The sequence below is a fragment of the Nonomuraea roseola genome (genome assembly GCF_039535395.1).
In the GTDB taxonomy this organism is placed as follows: Bacteria; Actinomycetota; Actinomycetes; order Streptosporangiales; family Streptosporangiaceae; genus Nonomuraea; species Nonomuraea roseola.
The window spans coordinates 119,593-132,418 of record NZ_BAAAXC010000009.1 but is presented as its reverse complement, the minus strand read 5'-3'; the positions used below and the strand labels follow the sequence as shown (position 1 = coordinate 132,418).

13 protein-coding genes and 1 pseudogene are annotated in these 12,826 nt (G+C 69.5%); 7 read left to right on the top strand and 7 right to left on the bottom strand.

The window, feature by feature from the left end; genetic code table 11:
• Positions 1 to 16: 16 nt before the first annotated feature.
• The 4 genes from ABFX55_RS10010 (at position 17) to ABFX55_RS09995 (ending at position 3,401) form a co-directional block, all read left to right on the top strand.
• Complete coding sequence (locus tag ABFX55_RS10010) at positions 17 to 1,744, top strand: pyruvate dehydrogenase (RefSeq protein ID WP_346119792.1); 1,728 nt, start codon at positions 17 to 19, stop codon at positions 1,742 to 1,744.
• 314 nt (positions 1,745 to 2,058) lie between these two features.
• Complete coding sequence (locus tag ABFX55_RS10005; protein WP_346119790.1) at positions 2,059 to 2,517, top strand: hypothetical protein; 459 nt, start codon at positions 2,059 to 2,061, stop codon at positions 2,515 to 2,517.
• Positions 2,518 to 2,626: 109 nt separating this feature from the next.
• Entirely contained in the window at positions 2,627 to 3,112 is a 486-nt protein-coding gene (locus ABFX55_RS10000) for a hypothetical protein (protein WP_346119789.1), read from the top strand.
• Between the two features lie 73 nt (positions 3,113 to 3,185).
• Positions 3,186 to 3,401, top strand: coding sequence for a hypothetical protein (locus tag ABFX55_RS09995; RefSeq protein WP_346119787.1), 216 nt, complete (start codon positions 3,186 to 3,188; stop codon positions 3,399 to 3,401).
• Positions 3,402 to 3,893: 492 nt separating this feature from the next.
• On the opposite strand, the gene ABFX55_RS09990 is transcribed toward ABFX55_RS09995, so the two are convergent.
• From ABFX55_RS09990 to ABFX55_RS09980, 3 genes are all read right to left on the bottom strand, one after another.
• Positions 3,894 to 4,316, bottom strand: a complete 423-nt coding sequence (locus tag ABFX55_RS09990) for a spore-associated protein A (RefSeq protein WP_346119785.1) — start codon at positions 4,314 to 4,316, stop codon at positions 3,894 to 3,896.
• A gap of 629 nt (positions 4,317 to 4,945) precedes the next feature.
• Entirely contained in the window at positions 4,946 to 5,782 is an 837-nt protein-coding gene (locus ABFX55_RS09985) for an NAD(P)H-binding protein (RefSeq protein WP_346119783.1), read from the bottom strand.
• On the bottom strand, positions 5,779 to 6,348 hold the full coding sequence (locus tag ABFX55_RS09980; RefSeq protein WP_346119781.1) for a TetR/AcrR family transcriptional regulator: 570 nt from the start codon (positions 6,346 to 6,348) through the stop codon (positions 5,779 to 5,781). Before ABFX55_RS09980 ends, ABFX55_RS09985 begins: the two co-directional genes overlap by 4 nt.
• A 57-nt stretch (positions 6,349 to 6,405) precedes the next feature.
• Between ABFX55_RS09980 and ABFX55_RS09975 the strand changes: the two genes are divergently transcribed.
• Together ABFX55_RS09975 and ABFX55_RS09970 are read left to right on the top strand one after the other, a co-directional pair.
• A complete protein-coding gene (locus ABFX55_RS09975) occupies positions 6,406 to 7,332 on the top strand; it encodes an ATP-binding cassette domain-containing protein (RefSeq protein ID WP_346119779.1) in 927 nt (308 codons plus the stop codon).
• Complete coding sequence (locus ABFX55_RS09970) at positions 7,329 to 8,108, top strand: ABC transporter permease (protein ID WP_346119778.1); 780 nt, start codon at positions 7,329 to 7,331, stop codon at positions 8,106 to 8,108. Before ABFX55_RS09975 ends, ABFX55_RS09970 begins: the two co-directional genes overlap by 4 nt.
• Before the next feature lie 72 nt (positions 8,109 to 8,180).
• On the opposite strand, the gene ABFX55_RS09965 is transcribed toward ABFX55_RS09970, so the two are convergent.
• The 3 genes and pseudogenes from ABFX55_RS09965 to ABFX55_RS09955 form a co-directional block, all read right to left on the bottom strand.
• Positions 8,181 to 9,521 carry an APC family permease gene (locus ABFX55_RS09965; RefSeq protein ID WP_346119776.1) on the bottom strand — a complete coding sequence of 447 codons (1,341 nt, stop codon included), beginning with the start codon at positions 9,519 to 9,521 and terminating at the stop codon, positions 8,181 to 8,183.
• A 42-nt stretch (positions 9,522 to 9,563) separates the two neighbouring features.
• Positions 9,564 to 10,502, bottom strand: coding sequence for an adenosine deaminase (add, locus tag ABFX55_RS09960; protein ID WP_346119774.1), 939 nt, complete (start codon positions 10,500 to 10,502; stop codon positions 9,564 to 9,566).
• A gap of 23 nt (positions 10,503 to 10,525) precedes the next feature.
• Positions 10,526 to 11,434: pseudogene (locus ABFX55_RS09955) on the bottom strand (RNA polymerase sigma factor); the annotation flags it as partial.
• 140 nt (positions 11,435 to 11,574) lie between these two features.
• On the opposite strand from ABFX55_RS09955, the gene ABFX55_RS09950 reads away from it, so the two are divergent.
• Positions 11,575 to 12,195, top strand: a complete 621-nt coding sequence (locus tag ABFX55_RS09950) for a TetR/AcrR family transcriptional regulator (RefSeq protein WP_346119772.1) — start codon at positions 11,575 to 11,577, stop codon at positions 12,193 to 12,195.
• Positions 12,196 to 12,208: 13 nt separating this feature from the next.
• On the opposite strand, the gene ABFX55_RS09945 is transcribed toward ABFX55_RS09950, so the two are convergent.
• Positions 12,209 to 12,811, bottom strand: a complete 603-nt coding sequence (locus tag ABFX55_RS09945; RefSeq protein ID WP_346119770.1) for a TetR/AcrR family transcriptional regulator — start codon at positions 12,809 to 12,811, stop codon at positions 12,209 to 12,211.
• Positions 12,812 to 12,826 lie beyond the last annotated feature (15 nt).

The window sequence follows — 12,826 nt, the reverse complement described above, 5'->3', positions numbered from 1 at the left end:
GAGAAAGGCAAGGCCAATGAGCCGCACCGTAGCAGATGATCTTGTGGAAGTGCTGGTCCAAGCGGGTGTGACGCGTGTCTACGGGCTGGTGGGCGACAGCCTCAACGCCTTCAGCGACGCCGTACGGCGCAGCGACGCGCTGGAGTGGGTCCACGTGCACCACGAGGAGGGCGCCGCGTTCGCCGCCTCGGCAGACGCCCAGCTCACCGGCAGGCTGGCCGTGTGCGCGGGAAGCTGCGGCCCCGGCAACACGCATCTCCTCCAGGGCGTGATGGACGCGCACCGCTCGGGCGCGCCCGTCCTGGCGCTCGCCTCGCACATCACCTCCACCCAGATCGGCACGAGCTTCTTCCAGGAGACCAAGCCCGAGATCCTGTTCGCGCAGGCCAGCCACTACTGCGAGCTGGTCTCCCAGCCCGCCCAGCTGGCCCGAACGGCCAGAGCGGCCATCCAGAACGCCGTCGGCAAGGGCGGCGCCTCCGTCCTGGTGCTGCCCGGCGACGTCCTGGGCGCCGACTCCGCCGGCAGGCCGCCGGCCAGCGCGCTGGTCGCCTCCCGCCCCAAGCCGGTGCCCGACGAGGCGGCGGTGGCCGAGCTCGCCGAGCGGATCAACGCCGCGGGCAAGGTGACGATCTTCGGCGGCATCGGCTGCGCGGAGTCGAGGCAGGAGGTTCTGCAGCTGGCCGCGTGGCTGGAGGCCCCGGTCGGGCACACCCTGCGCGGCAAGGACGTCTTGCAGTACGACAACCCCTACGACGTGGGCATGACCGGACTGCTCGGCTACGGCGCCTGCTACAAGGCGCTGCACGAGGCCGACCTGGTGCTGCTGCTGGGCACCGACTTCCCCTACAACGACTTCCTGCCGACCCGCCACAACGTGCAGATCGACCTCGATCCCGCCAGGCTCGGGCGCAGGGCGCCCATCAGCCAGGGCATCGCCGCCGACGTCGGCCACACGATCAGGGCGCTGCTGCCGCTGCTGCGCGAGAAGAAGGACAGGTCCTTCCTCGACGAGATGCTGCGCGAGCACCAGCACGCGATCAGCAACGGCCTCGAGGCCTACACCCACGACGTGGACCATCTGGTGCCCATCCACCCCGAGTACGTCGCGGCCCTCGTCGACGAGCTGGCGGACGACGACGCGATCTTCACCGCCGACACGGGCATGTGCTGCACGTGGGCGGCCAGATACCTCACACCCAACGGACGGCGCAGGCTGCTCGGCTCGTTCGTGCACGGCTCGATGGCCAACGCGCTGCCGATGGCGATCGGCGCGCAGATCGCCCAGCCGGGCAGGCAGGTGATCTCCCTGTCGGGCGACGGCGGCCTGGCGATGCTGATGGGCGAGCTGCTGACCGTGAAGACCCACAGGCTGCCGGTCAAGGTCGTCGTCTTCAACAACTCCAGCCTCGCCATGGTGCGGCTGGAGATGATGGTGGCGGGCGATCCGCCCTTCGAGACCGACCACGACATGGTCGACTACGCGGCGATCGCGGCAGGCGCGGGCTTCCTCACCAGGAGGGTCACCGAGCCGGGCGACCTGCGCGAGGCGGTCGGGCAGGTGCTGGCCCACGACGGGCCCGCCCTGCTCGACGTCGTCACCACCGCCGACGCCCTCGAGGTGCCCTCACACCTCACGATGGAAGAGGCGCGAGGGTTCGCGCTGTCCATGGGCAAGATCGTCCTCAAGGGCGGTGTCGGCGAGGCGTGGAGGCTGGCCCGCACGAACCTGCGCAACCTCTAGCCACCTGGACAGGGTCATGATCAGAGCCTGAGAGCGCCCACGCGGGCCCGGGCACCTCGACCCGGCCTTCGTCGCGGGATACGACCGCGAGCAGGGCCATCCCGACCCCGACGAGGCGAGGACCTGGACATCCTCGCCGCACACGAGGTGGCAACTTTCTGGGTGGCAGCGCTGGAGTTCAGCGTGGATCTCCATGCCGCCGGGCCTGGTGGCAGCGTCACGATGGCGTCGGAGTCGTCGAGGGTGAAGGTGAACAGCGTCTCCAGCAGCTGCCCTCAGCTTGCCATGGCGCTTTGACAGGCTAGCCTGTCAAAGTGCCATGGCGTGACCTCGGCCCAGCCGACCAGGAACACCTCCACACCGAGCTGCGGGAGCTGGCCATCCAGCTCTCCGACCTGATCACCGACAGCGACCACACCGAGCAGCACACCGGATCACCCGATCAGCGCGCGGTGGGCCTGCTGGCGATGCTGCGCGCGACCCACCTCATCCACGCCGCCCTTGACACGCTCATGTCTCAGCTGGCCTGGGAGGCGGGACAGACAGGAAGGGTCGGCTACCCCCAGCTCGGAGATGCCGTTGGCATCAGCAGGCAGAGCGCCCGCACTCGCTGGCCTCACGCGCTGCCCGCCACCACGCGCCGTCGTGGCCGCCGTCGTTCGGCTACTCCCCCGGCATCGGACATCCCCAAGACGGCTGACCCGACCACACCGAGTCCAACCCGCGAGAGCCTGCGCGACTCGGCCGCGACACGGAGCGACACGCGTGGCTGAGCTCAGCAGAGGGCGACCCGGCTGGCTCCATGTCGGCCCTCTGGAACCGCGTCTCATCCGAGCTTGGGATCCAACCACCTTTCCGCCCGCCGAGTGCCTGCTGGCGATCATGACGCTGGCCACCGTTCCCCGAGCCCTGGCCACCCGCCTGGCCGCACACCTGACCGGCGGGATCACCGTGGGCCCAGGCGCGGTCCCCGACCTGCCCGGGTACGAGGAACTACGTAACATCTCCTTACCGGTCCAGGAGGGCACTTGGGAAAGGTCCGCCGGCGTGTACGATCCAGCGCGCCGCCGCGTCGGGGTGGGAAGCGTGCCTTCCGCTTCCGTCAGCGTCGCCGCCCACGAGTTGGCCCACGCCCTCGACGATCTCGAAGCGCGCCCGTCGCACGCGACGTTCTGGATCACGCTGCACGCCTTGCGCGCAGCTGACCTGGCGCCGCCCTTTCAGCAGGACGTCAGCGAGCTGTTCGCCGAAGCCTTCGCCTGCGTGCTCACCCGCCGCGCCCGCCAGCTGATCAGGCTCATGGGCGGCGAGGAACAGGCCGCCCGGCAGGCCTACCAATGGTTCGCCCACCGCTACGGCATCGGGTAAGCAGAAGGGGTGCGATGAGCTGCAGGCTATGCTGGAAACCACGCGCCATCTCGCGAGACGGAAGGGAGCGGGCATGAGCGCCGTCTTGTTGCCGAGCGGGGTCATCCGCGTTCCGACCATCAGCACGCTGGAGAACGGCGCCGTGGTGCACGGCACCCGCGACCTGACCCCTGAGGCGCCCGACTACGATGCCTGGCTTCCCCACGCGGTTCCCGAGGAGGAAAGCCGGCACGGTGATGCCGACGACGCCGAACTGCTGGCCCGTTGGCGCGGTGCCGCCAGCGCCTGAAGGCAAACCCTGCGATGGGCTGAGTGCCCTTGGAGTAGATCGGCAATCCGTCGCCGATGGCGTGGTACCGCGGCGGACAAGCCGCGGGCGCAGGCTGCTGGTGGCGTCGGTCATCGCTGGTCCTACTTGGGCGGCAGGAACGCGACCGCGAGCAGCGGCGTGCCGGGCTTGACGGCGGGACATGATCCGGGGAACAAAGCGGTCCCCGGGTGCGGTGGAGCGCCGGTCAGGACTTGAACCTGGACCTTCCCTCCGGAAGAGGGGTGTGCGACCAGCGACCTCCGGGCGCATGTGACCGGCTGCCCGCTGCACAGGCAGCCGTTCACATGCAAGGGAACAGCCGATGACTGTCCCCTTGCGGCCGGAGTGTCGAACAGGCGTGGAGCGGAGGCGGAGGGGCTTGGCAGTGCGTCTGCCCGAGTCGGAGATCTGGACCTCGAAGGTACGGCTGATCTTCGTGGGACGGCGAGACGGTCTACCAGCGTCAGGGCATCAGCCGCAGTTGCCCCAGGTCGACCGGCCGCCGGTCGCCGCAGTGCCGCTCGGGCTCTGAATCCAGGCGTTGAACTTCACGCACGCGCCACGGGCGGAGGCGTAGACGGGACCGCCGTAGTACTTCACGGTCTCCGGCATCCCGAAGGCGCCAACGCCCTGGACGTGGAGCTCGACGTCGGTGGCGGTCGCCGTCCCGACGTAGGCGGTCTTGACCACGGACACGCAGTTCTTGCCGGTGCCGCTGTTATAGGTCAGGTAGACGACGCCGTACTTGGAACCACTGGAGGTCTTGACGTCGGCCTGGGCGATGACGTTGTAACCGGTTCCGCAGTAGACGGCCGCGTGAGCGGCCGCGGGGACAGCCAGCACGGCCGCGGCCGAGACGGTGGCGGCAGCGATGGACAGCGTTCTCTTCAGCAAGGAGTTTCCTCGGGTAGATGACCGTTGATCGCGATCATCATGCCGCGCAATTACGGACATGCCAATATCTATTTATGACAACACCTCTTACTCACCGCAACTACCGCGAGAGCGTGCCCGAGCGCGGCATGTCGGGCACGGCATGGGCATGCCCCATCTTCCCGCCTGCCAGCCGATGATCGCGCAGGCGGGACCGGTGCCGGCGTGCTCGTGATGATCGATCGAGGGGCCGGAATCGATCCGTGAAACATGGCGGCCCCCGGGTGCGTGGTGCGGTGGAGCGCCGGCCATCAGCATCATCAGGTTCGCTCCGGCCTCGCCCAGATGGGTGGGCACCGAGTGCCGGAACTCGTGCAGATCCCATCCGGTGCCGTCCCCGGCGAGCGCGGTGTGCTCATCGAAGGAGGCGCGGCTCCGAGTTCGTCGGCGCAACAACGCCTCCCGCGCCGCCGTGCACGAGCTGAGCCACGACATGGAGAAAGTCGTCCTCGGCCTGGCCGCGCTCGAGCAGGCGTTCTCGTGGTCGCGCACCGCGACCGGCCCGGTCGGGGAGCGTCAGCGGACGCTGGCGGCGGGTGCCGAGGCCGAGGGGATCTTCGAGGGCTGGATGCGTGGCGGCTCTGCTGGGCCTACACCTGCCGCAGGAAGTCGTGAGCGTGGTCGCTCGCCCACTGCGCGAAGGTACGGGCAGGCCTGCCCGTGACGTCCTTCATGGTGGCCATCTCGATCGAGGGGTCGGGCGCCCACTCCTCGGTGCTCTCGCCGCCCGAGTAGTCCTCGTAGCCGAGCAGGAAGTCGGCGGAGGCCGCGGCGAACCCGCCCTGCGCCAGGTAGAGCTCGCGGGCCAGGGCGCGGGTGACCTGCTCGAAGCGGAGCTCGCGCCCGATCGCCGCGGAGATGGCCGCCACCTGGTCGCGATGGGAGATCAGTTCGGGCCCGTTGAGGGTGTGGGCGCGGCCCGCGTGCCCGTCCTCGGTCAGCGCGGCCACCGCGACGTCGGCGATGTCGGCCTCGTGGACGGGGTACCAGGCCTGGTCGGGGAAGGGGTCGCGCACGACGCCCTCGGCGCGGATCGACGGGCCCCACAGCTCCAGCTTGTTGAGCATGAACTCGCCCGGCCGCACATGCGTCCACTCCACGCCCGAGGCCTCGACCGCCCGCTCGACCGGCAGGTGGAAGGAGTCGTCCTCGCCGAAGGTGACCGCGCCCGACGACAGCGTGACGATCCGCCGCACCCCCGCCCTCACGGCCAGCCGTACCACCTCCTCGGCGCTCTCGGGCACGGGGAACAGGAACATCGCCTCCACGCCCGACAGCGGCAGAGTGCCGGGCTCGGCCAGGTCGCCCCGGACCTCACCGGGCGCGGACGGCGCCGAGCGGGTCAGCGCCATCACCTCGTGCCCGGCCAGCCCCTTCAGCACGAGCCTGCCGACGTTCCCCCTGGCGCCCGTGACCAGGATCTTCATGTCACCACTCCCTTCTCGAAGGTACGGATCACCACGGCGGTGACGCCGTGGCGCGGCAGCTCTCCCTTCTCCGCCGCCTCCCATCCGGTGTAGGTGAGCGCCCAGATCACGTGCTGGATCCACTCGGGCGACAGTGAGGGATCGAACACGCCCTCGCCCTGACCCCGCTCGATCAGGCTGATCGTGGTGGGGACCGTCATATCGGGTTCGAAGGCGGCGGTGTACTCCTCGAGCAGGCGCGGGTCGCCGAACAGGAACGCCAGCCGGTCGCCGACGTCGATCAGGGCCGAGATGAGGCGGCGCATGGCCTCCAGCGCGGGGCCCTGATCGATCACGGCCTCGCGGGTGGAGTCTTCGACCGCCTGGAAGGCGTCGACGATGGCGGCCTCCATGAGCTCCTTCCTGTCGGGGAAGTAGCGGTGCACCGTGCTGCGCCCCACCTGCGCGGCCTCGGCGATGTCGGCCAGCGTGGCCTTGCGGTCGCGGGCGAGCGTGGAGGCGGCGGCGGCCAGGATGGCGCGGCGCGTGCGGTTGCGGGTGCCGGACTCTGAAGTGGAACTACTCACTCCCAGAGTGTAACACCGGAATTTGCTTTTGAGACATTCATGTCCCATTCTGAAGCGATGAACTCCTATTCACTCGTCGCCGAGGGGCTGCGCAAGCGCTTCGGCGAGACCCACGCACTCGACGGCTTCGACCTGGCGGTGCGGGAGGGAACGGTCTGCGGCCTGCTCGGCCCCAACGGCGCCGGCAAGACCACCGCGGTGCGCATCTTCTCCACGCTGCTGCGCGCGGACGGAGGCAGGGCCACGGTCGCGGGCCTCGACGTGGCCACCCAGGCCGCCGAGGTCCGGCGGCGTATCGGGCTGGCGACGCAGGAGCCCGCGGTGGACGAGATCCTCACCGGCAGGGAGAACCTGGAGATGTGGGGCAGGCTCTACCACCTGAGCGCCAAGCAGGCCAGGTCGAGGGCGCAGGAACTGCTGGAGCAGTTCGGGCTCGCCGAGGCGGGGAACAAGCGGATCAAGCACTACTCCGGAGGGATGCGCCGCCGCCTCGATCTGGCCGCCACCTTCATCCAGGCCCCCAAGGTGCTCTTCCTCGACGAGCCGACCACCGGCCTCGACCCCCGCAACCGCAACGACGCGTGGCAGGCCATCCGCACCCTGGTGGCGGCCGGCAGCACGGTGCTGCTGACCACCCAGTACCTGGACGAGGCCGACCAGCTCGCCGACCAGATCGCGGTGCTGCGCGAAGGCAGGGTGATCGTCGAGGGCGCCCCTGACCGGCTCAAGTCCATGATCGGCGGCGACCGTCTCGACCTGGTGCTGCGTGACGCCCGCGACCTGCCCGAGGCGGGCGACATCCTGGCGGCCTTCGGACGGCCGGCGGCCGACCCCGACACGCGCAGGCTGACGGTCTCCGTGACCGACCGCATGAGCGCCCTCAGCCACGTGATGCGCGCGATGGAGGCCAAGGGGATCGAGGTCGAGGACATCTCGATGCGCCGCCCCACTCTCGACGAGGTGTTCCTGAAGGTGACCGCATGACCTACGTGCTCTATGACAGCTGGACGATCGCCAGGACCAACCTGGTGCACTGGCGGCGCAATCCCACCGCCATCGCCTCGGGCCTGCTGTACCCGGTGGTGATGGTGCTGCTGTTCGGCTACGTCTTCGGCAGCGCGATGGCCGTGGCCGGCGCCGACGACTACCGCGACTACCTGATGCCTGGCATGTTCGGTCAGACCATGGCCGTCGGCATCACCTCCACCCTCATCGTCGTCACCACCCAGGCCTCGTACGGGGTCACCGACCGCTACCGCTCGATGCCGGTCTCCCAGGCGGGCGTGGTGCTCGGCAGGGCGATCTCCGACATGATCAACTCGGTGCTCGAGCTGGCCATTCTCATCGCGGCCGGTCTGGCGGTCGGCTGGAGCTGGCACAACGGGCCGCTCGACGCGCTGGCCGCGATCGGCCTGCTGCTGCTCCTGCGCTTCTCGCTGATCTGGGTGGGCATCTTCGCCGGGCTCAAGCTCACCCCCGAGGCGGCGGGCGCCTCCTGGATGCTGCTGCTGCCGCTGACCATGGTCGCCAACACGTTCGTCTCGCCCTCCCAGATGCCCGGCTGGATGGCGGTGCTGGCCGAGTGGAACCCGCTGTCGGCCACCGTCGCCGCCTGCAGGCAGCTGTTCGGCAACAAGGGATGGGTGGGCGACTCATGGGCGTCGGAGCACGCGATGCTGCTCGCCGTCGCCTGGCCGGTGGCGATCACCCTGGTGTTCCTGCCGCTGTCGGCGCGGGCCTACCGGCGGCTGAGCCGCTGACCGGGGGCCGTGCCGTCCCTGGATGACCGGCCGTGCCGTCCCTGGCTGATGGGGGACGGCACGGCCCGCCCGTCAGACGGTCTCCTCCTCCTGGCGCTGGCGGCGAGTGAAGGCCCAGTTGACCAGCCACAGCAGCACGCCGATGCCGAGCAGCACGCCCGCGATGACGTAGACGTTGCCTGGCCGCCCGGTCAACGGGCTGGCCAGCACCAGCGCCATGACCGCGCCGATGGCGGGCAGCGCCGTGGGCGCCCGGTAGTGGGCGTGGTCGACCTCCTCCCTGCGCAGCACGAGCACCGCGATGTTGACCACGGCGAAGACGCACAGCAGCAGGAAGGCGGTGGTCTCACCGAGTCCGGCGATCTCGGTGCTGGAGATCAGCCCGATCGCCAGCGCGGTGGTGAACAGGATGCCGACCACCGGGGTACGGCGTCGCGGGTCGACCATGCCCAGCGCCTTCGGCACGACGCGCTCGTTGGCCAGGCCGTACACCAGGCGGGAGGCCATCATCATGTTGATCAGCGCCGAGTTGGCCACCGCGAACATCGCGATCGCCGCGAACAGCTGCGGAGGGAAGGCGAGCCCTCCGGCCTTGACCACCTCGAGCAGCGGCCCGTCGGAATCCTGCAGGACCCGGTAGTCGACCAGCAACGAGGAGGTGAGCGCCACCAGGATGTAGACGGTGCTGGTGATCGCCACGCCCATGAAGATCGCCCGGGGGAAGTTGCGCGAGGGGTCCTTGGTCTCCTCGGCCATGTTGACGGAGTCCTCGAAGCCGACGAAGGCGAAGAAGGCCAGCGCCGTGCTGCCCAGCAGCGCCAGCAGCAGCCCTCCCGACTCGTCGGCTCTGATCTCCAGCAGGCGCGACGGTTCTCCCGCACCCGTCGCGACCGCGTAGACGCCGATCAGGATGATCACCAGCAGGCCGGTCAGCTCGATCAGGGTGAAGACGATGTTCGTCTTGACCGACTCCGAGACGCCCCTGTAGTTCAGCGCGGCCACGGCGACGATGAAGACGATGCCGACCACGACCGTCGGGATCGTGACGAACTCCTGCAGGTACCTGCCGCCGATGGCGCGGGCGGCCGCGCTGGCCGAGGTCAGGCCCGAGCACATGACCGCGAAGGCGACCATGAAGGTGAGGAACGGCTTCCTGAAGGCGAGCTGGGTGTAGAGTGCGGCCCCCGCCGCCCTCGGGTACTTGGTGACCAGCTCCACGTAGGACATCGCGGTGAGGGCGGCGATGACGAAGCCGACGAGGAACGGGATCCAGAGGGCCCCGCCGATCCTGCCCGCGACCGACCCGGTGAGCGCGTAGACGCCCGTGCCGAGAATGTCGCCGACGATGAACAAGATGAGCAGCTTTGGTCCGATGGCGCGCTTCAGCGACACCTGGGTGGGGGGTGTTGTCATGATTCATCCCGTGCCCATCTCGGGCGTCTTTGACACCACCTGTCAGACGGGCGTGGCGAGCCATTCGTCGATGCCGCGCAGCAGCTCGGCCTTGAGCCGCTCGGGGGCGAACGAGGCCGTCACCGAGGCGGCGGCCAGCTCGGCCAGCATCTCGTCGCCGCGCCTCGCCTGGCCGTACTCGCTGAGCAGCGAGGTCTCCCCGTCGGTGTTGAGCGTGACGAGCAGACCCTCCTCCCGCAGGCGGGGCAGCGGGTGCTCGGCGTAGGAGGGCACGAGGCCGAGCAGCACGTTGGAGAAGGGACACACCTCCAGCGGCACGCGCCTCTCGCGCAGCTCGGCGACCAGGTCGGGGTCCTCCAGCACGCGGATGCCGTGGCCGATGCGCTCGGCGTGGCCGAGGTCGAGCGCCTCGCGGACGCTGGCGGGGCCCGCGCTCTCGCCTGCGTGGTGGACCATGCGCAGGCCCTCGTCCCTGGCGATCTTCAGCACGTCGGCGAAGGGCGCCAGCGGGTGGCTCTCGTCTCCCGCGAGGCCGACGGCGATCACCTGGTCGTGGGCGGCGGCGAGCTTCACCGTCCGCAGCAGGCGGTCGGCGGGTCTGCGGCGCGAGTGGTCGAGGATGAGCGCGCAGCGGATGCCGTGCTCGGCCTCTCCTTCGGCCAGCCCTTCGAGGACCGCGAGCAGCGGCATCTCCAGGTCGCCGAGACGCTCGCCGTGGGCGGCCGCGGTGAAGGTGACCTCGGCGTAACGGGTGCCCTGGGCGGCCTCGTCGGCGCAGAACTCGCGGGCGATCCTGCGGAAGTGCTCGGGGGTGCGCAACGCGGTGCGCACCTGCGCGTTGTGGTCGGCGAACTGCTTGAAGCCGGTGAAGACCTCAGGCCGCCGCGAATGAACCCCCAGCTCCCGCAAGGTGGCAGGGCGAACCGTGCTCTCCAGGTGAACGTGCAGGTGGGCCTTCGGCAGCAGCGCGATGTCTCTCACTGGGGCAATTGTAGGGAAAATTCCTAGTTCAGATAGTCGCGCAGCGCCTCGGCCCTGGAGGGGTGGCGCAGCTTGGACATCGTCTTGGCCTCGATCTGCCTGATGCGTTCCCTGGTCACGCCGTAGACCTTGCCGATCTCGTCGAGCGTCATCGGCTTGCCGTCGGTCAGGCCGTACCTCATGGAGATGACGCCCGCCTCCCTGTCGGACAGGCTGTCGAGGATCTGGAGCAGCTGGCGGCGCATGAGCGTGAAGGAGACCTGCTCGGTGGGCGAGGGCGCCTCGGAGTCCTCGATGAGGTCGCCGAGCTCGCTGTCGCCCTCCTGCCCCAGCGGCGTGTGCAGGGAGATGGGCTCGCGGGAGTAGCGCTGCACCTCCACCACCCTGGCGGGAGGGAGCTCCACCTCGACGGCGATCTCCTCGGGGGTGGGCTCGCGCCCGAGGTCGGAGACCAGCCGCCGCTGCGCCGAGGCCACCTTGTTGATGAGCTCGACCATGTGGACGGGGATGCGGATGGTCCTCGACTGGTCGGCCATCGCCCTGGAGATCGCCTGCTTGATCCACCAGGTGGCGTAGGTCGAGAACTTGAAGCCGAGGGTGTAGTCGAACTTCTCGATGGTGCGGATCAGCCCGAGGTTGCCCTCCTGGATGAGGTCGAGGAAGAGCATGCCGCGACCGGTGTAGCGCTTGGCGATGGAGACCACGAGACGCAGGTTGGCCTCCAGCATGCGCTGCTTGGCCAGCTCGCCGTCCTCCGCGATCCACTCCAGGTCGGCGCGGAGCTCGGCGGACAGGAGCGGCTCACTGTCGAGCCGCTCGCGGGCGAACAGCCCTGCCTCGATCCTCTTCGCCAGCTCGATCTCCTGCTCGGCGGTGAGCAGCGGGACCTTGCCGATCTGCTTGAGGTAGTCCTTGACCGTGTCGCGGGTGGCGACGCGGACGTCGTCGAGATCCAAGGTGGCCGTCATTCGATCCTTTCCAAACTTGGGACGGACATAACTTTAGGGTCGATCGCCACTGGCGTCAACCTAAAATGATGTCGAACCTAAAATTTTGTGAGAGGGTGAGGCCCATGAGCATCGAGACCGTGGGTTTGCGTGAACAGAAGAAGCGAGAGACCAGGCAGTCCATCTCTGACCACGCTACCCGCCTGTTCGTGGAGCGCGGCTTCGAGCGGACCACGATTTCCGACATCGCCACCGCGTCGAGGGTCGCCAAGATGACCGTCACCAACTACTTCCCCCGCAAGGAGGACATGGCGTTCGACCACCACGAGGCGTTCGTGGCCTCACTGGCGCGGACCGTGCGCGAGCGGCGGAGCGGCGAGTCCGCGCTGACGGCGCTGCGACGGGCCTTCGTGGACGCGGTACGGCGGCGCGATCCCGTGATCGGGTTCGCGCCGCCGCCGTTCGCCCGCATGATCGCCGACAGCCCCACGCTGGTGGCGCGGCTGCGCGACCTGCACGAGCAGCGGGAGGACGCGCTGGCCGCCGAACTGGGCGGCGACCTGACGGCCAAGGTGGCCGCCGCCCAGCTGGCGGGGGTGCACAGGGTGCTGTTCACCGACCTGATGCGGCGCACGCTGGCGGGCCAGGACGCCGACGCCATCGCCGCCGCGCTGGAGGAGTCGGCCGGGCGCGCCTTCGACCTGCTGGAGCCCGCGCTCGGCGGCTACGCCGTCGAGAAGCCGTAGCCCCGGGCGCCGCTCATTCCCCGTGCGGGGCGGCGCCCTCCCCCGCCGGCAGGATGCCGGCCACCAGCGCGCGGAGCGCGGCCAGCGCCTGCTCGGGGTCGACCCGCTCGGGCGCCAGCAGCCACTGCTGGTGGATGCCGATACCGGCGCCGATGATCGTGACGGCCAGCGCCTCGGCCGACAGCCCCTGCGGTAGCGGCAGCCGTTCCAGCCAGCGCCTGCAGTGCTCGCGCAGAGTGTTGTGGATCTCGACGTAGCGGCCGCGGATGGGTGAATCCGGCTCCAGCGCCTCGACCAGGAGCGTGACGAAGAGCTTGGTGGTCGGGAGCGCGAACATCGTGCCGGCGCCCCGGTTCAGCTGCTCGAGACCCGCCTCCTCCCCTGGCTCCTCGGCGAGACTGTCGCGGACCATCGCCACCGAACGCTCGAGCACGGCCAGCAGCAGGCCCTCCTTGCTGCCGAAGTGCCACGGGATGGAGCCTCTGCTGATCCCGGAGCGTTCGGCCACGTCGATGAAGGTCGTCTGCCGGTAGCCCTTCTCGGCGAACAGCTCCGCCGCCGCGGCGAGGATCAGCTCGCGGCTCTCATTACTGGTCTGCGCTCGTCGTGTTGTCACGCCACCTCCTCTGTG

Bases quoted from the DNA above. Each gene is read 5' to 3' on its own strand.
- ABFX55_RS10010 (WP_346119792.1), top strand. From the start codon at position 17: ATGAGCCGCACCGTAGCAGATGATCTTGTGGAAGTGCTGGTCCAAGCG.
- ABFX55_RS10000 (WP_346119789.1), top strand. From the start codon at position 2,627: ATGACGCTGGCCACCGTTCCCCGAGCCCTGGCCACCCGCCTGGCCGCA.
- ABFX55_RS09995 (WP_346119787.1), top strand. From the start codon at position 3,186: ATGAGCGCCGTCTTGTTGCCGAGCGGGGTCATCCGCGTTCCGACCATC.
- ABFX55_RS09985 (WP_346119783.1), bottom strand. From the start codon at position 5,782: ATGAAGATCCTGGTCACGGGCGCCAGGGGGAACGTCGGCAGGCTCGTG.
- ABFX55_RS09975 (WP_346119779.1), top strand. From the start codon at position 6,406: ATGAACTCCTATTCACTCGTCGCCGAGGGGCTGCGCAAGCGCTTCGGC.
- ABFX55_RS09970 (WP_346119778.1), top strand. From the start codon at position 7,329: ATGACCTACGTGCTCTATGACAGCTGGACGATCGCCAGGACCAACCTG.
- ABFX55_RS09965 (WP_346119776.1), bottom strand. From the start codon at position 9,521: ATGACAACACCCCCCACCCAGGTGTCGCTGAAGCGCGCCATCGGACCA.
- ABFX55_RS09950 (WP_346119772.1), top strand. From the start codon at position 11,575: ATGAGCATCGAGACCGTGGGTTTGCGTGAACAGAAGAAGCGAGAGACC.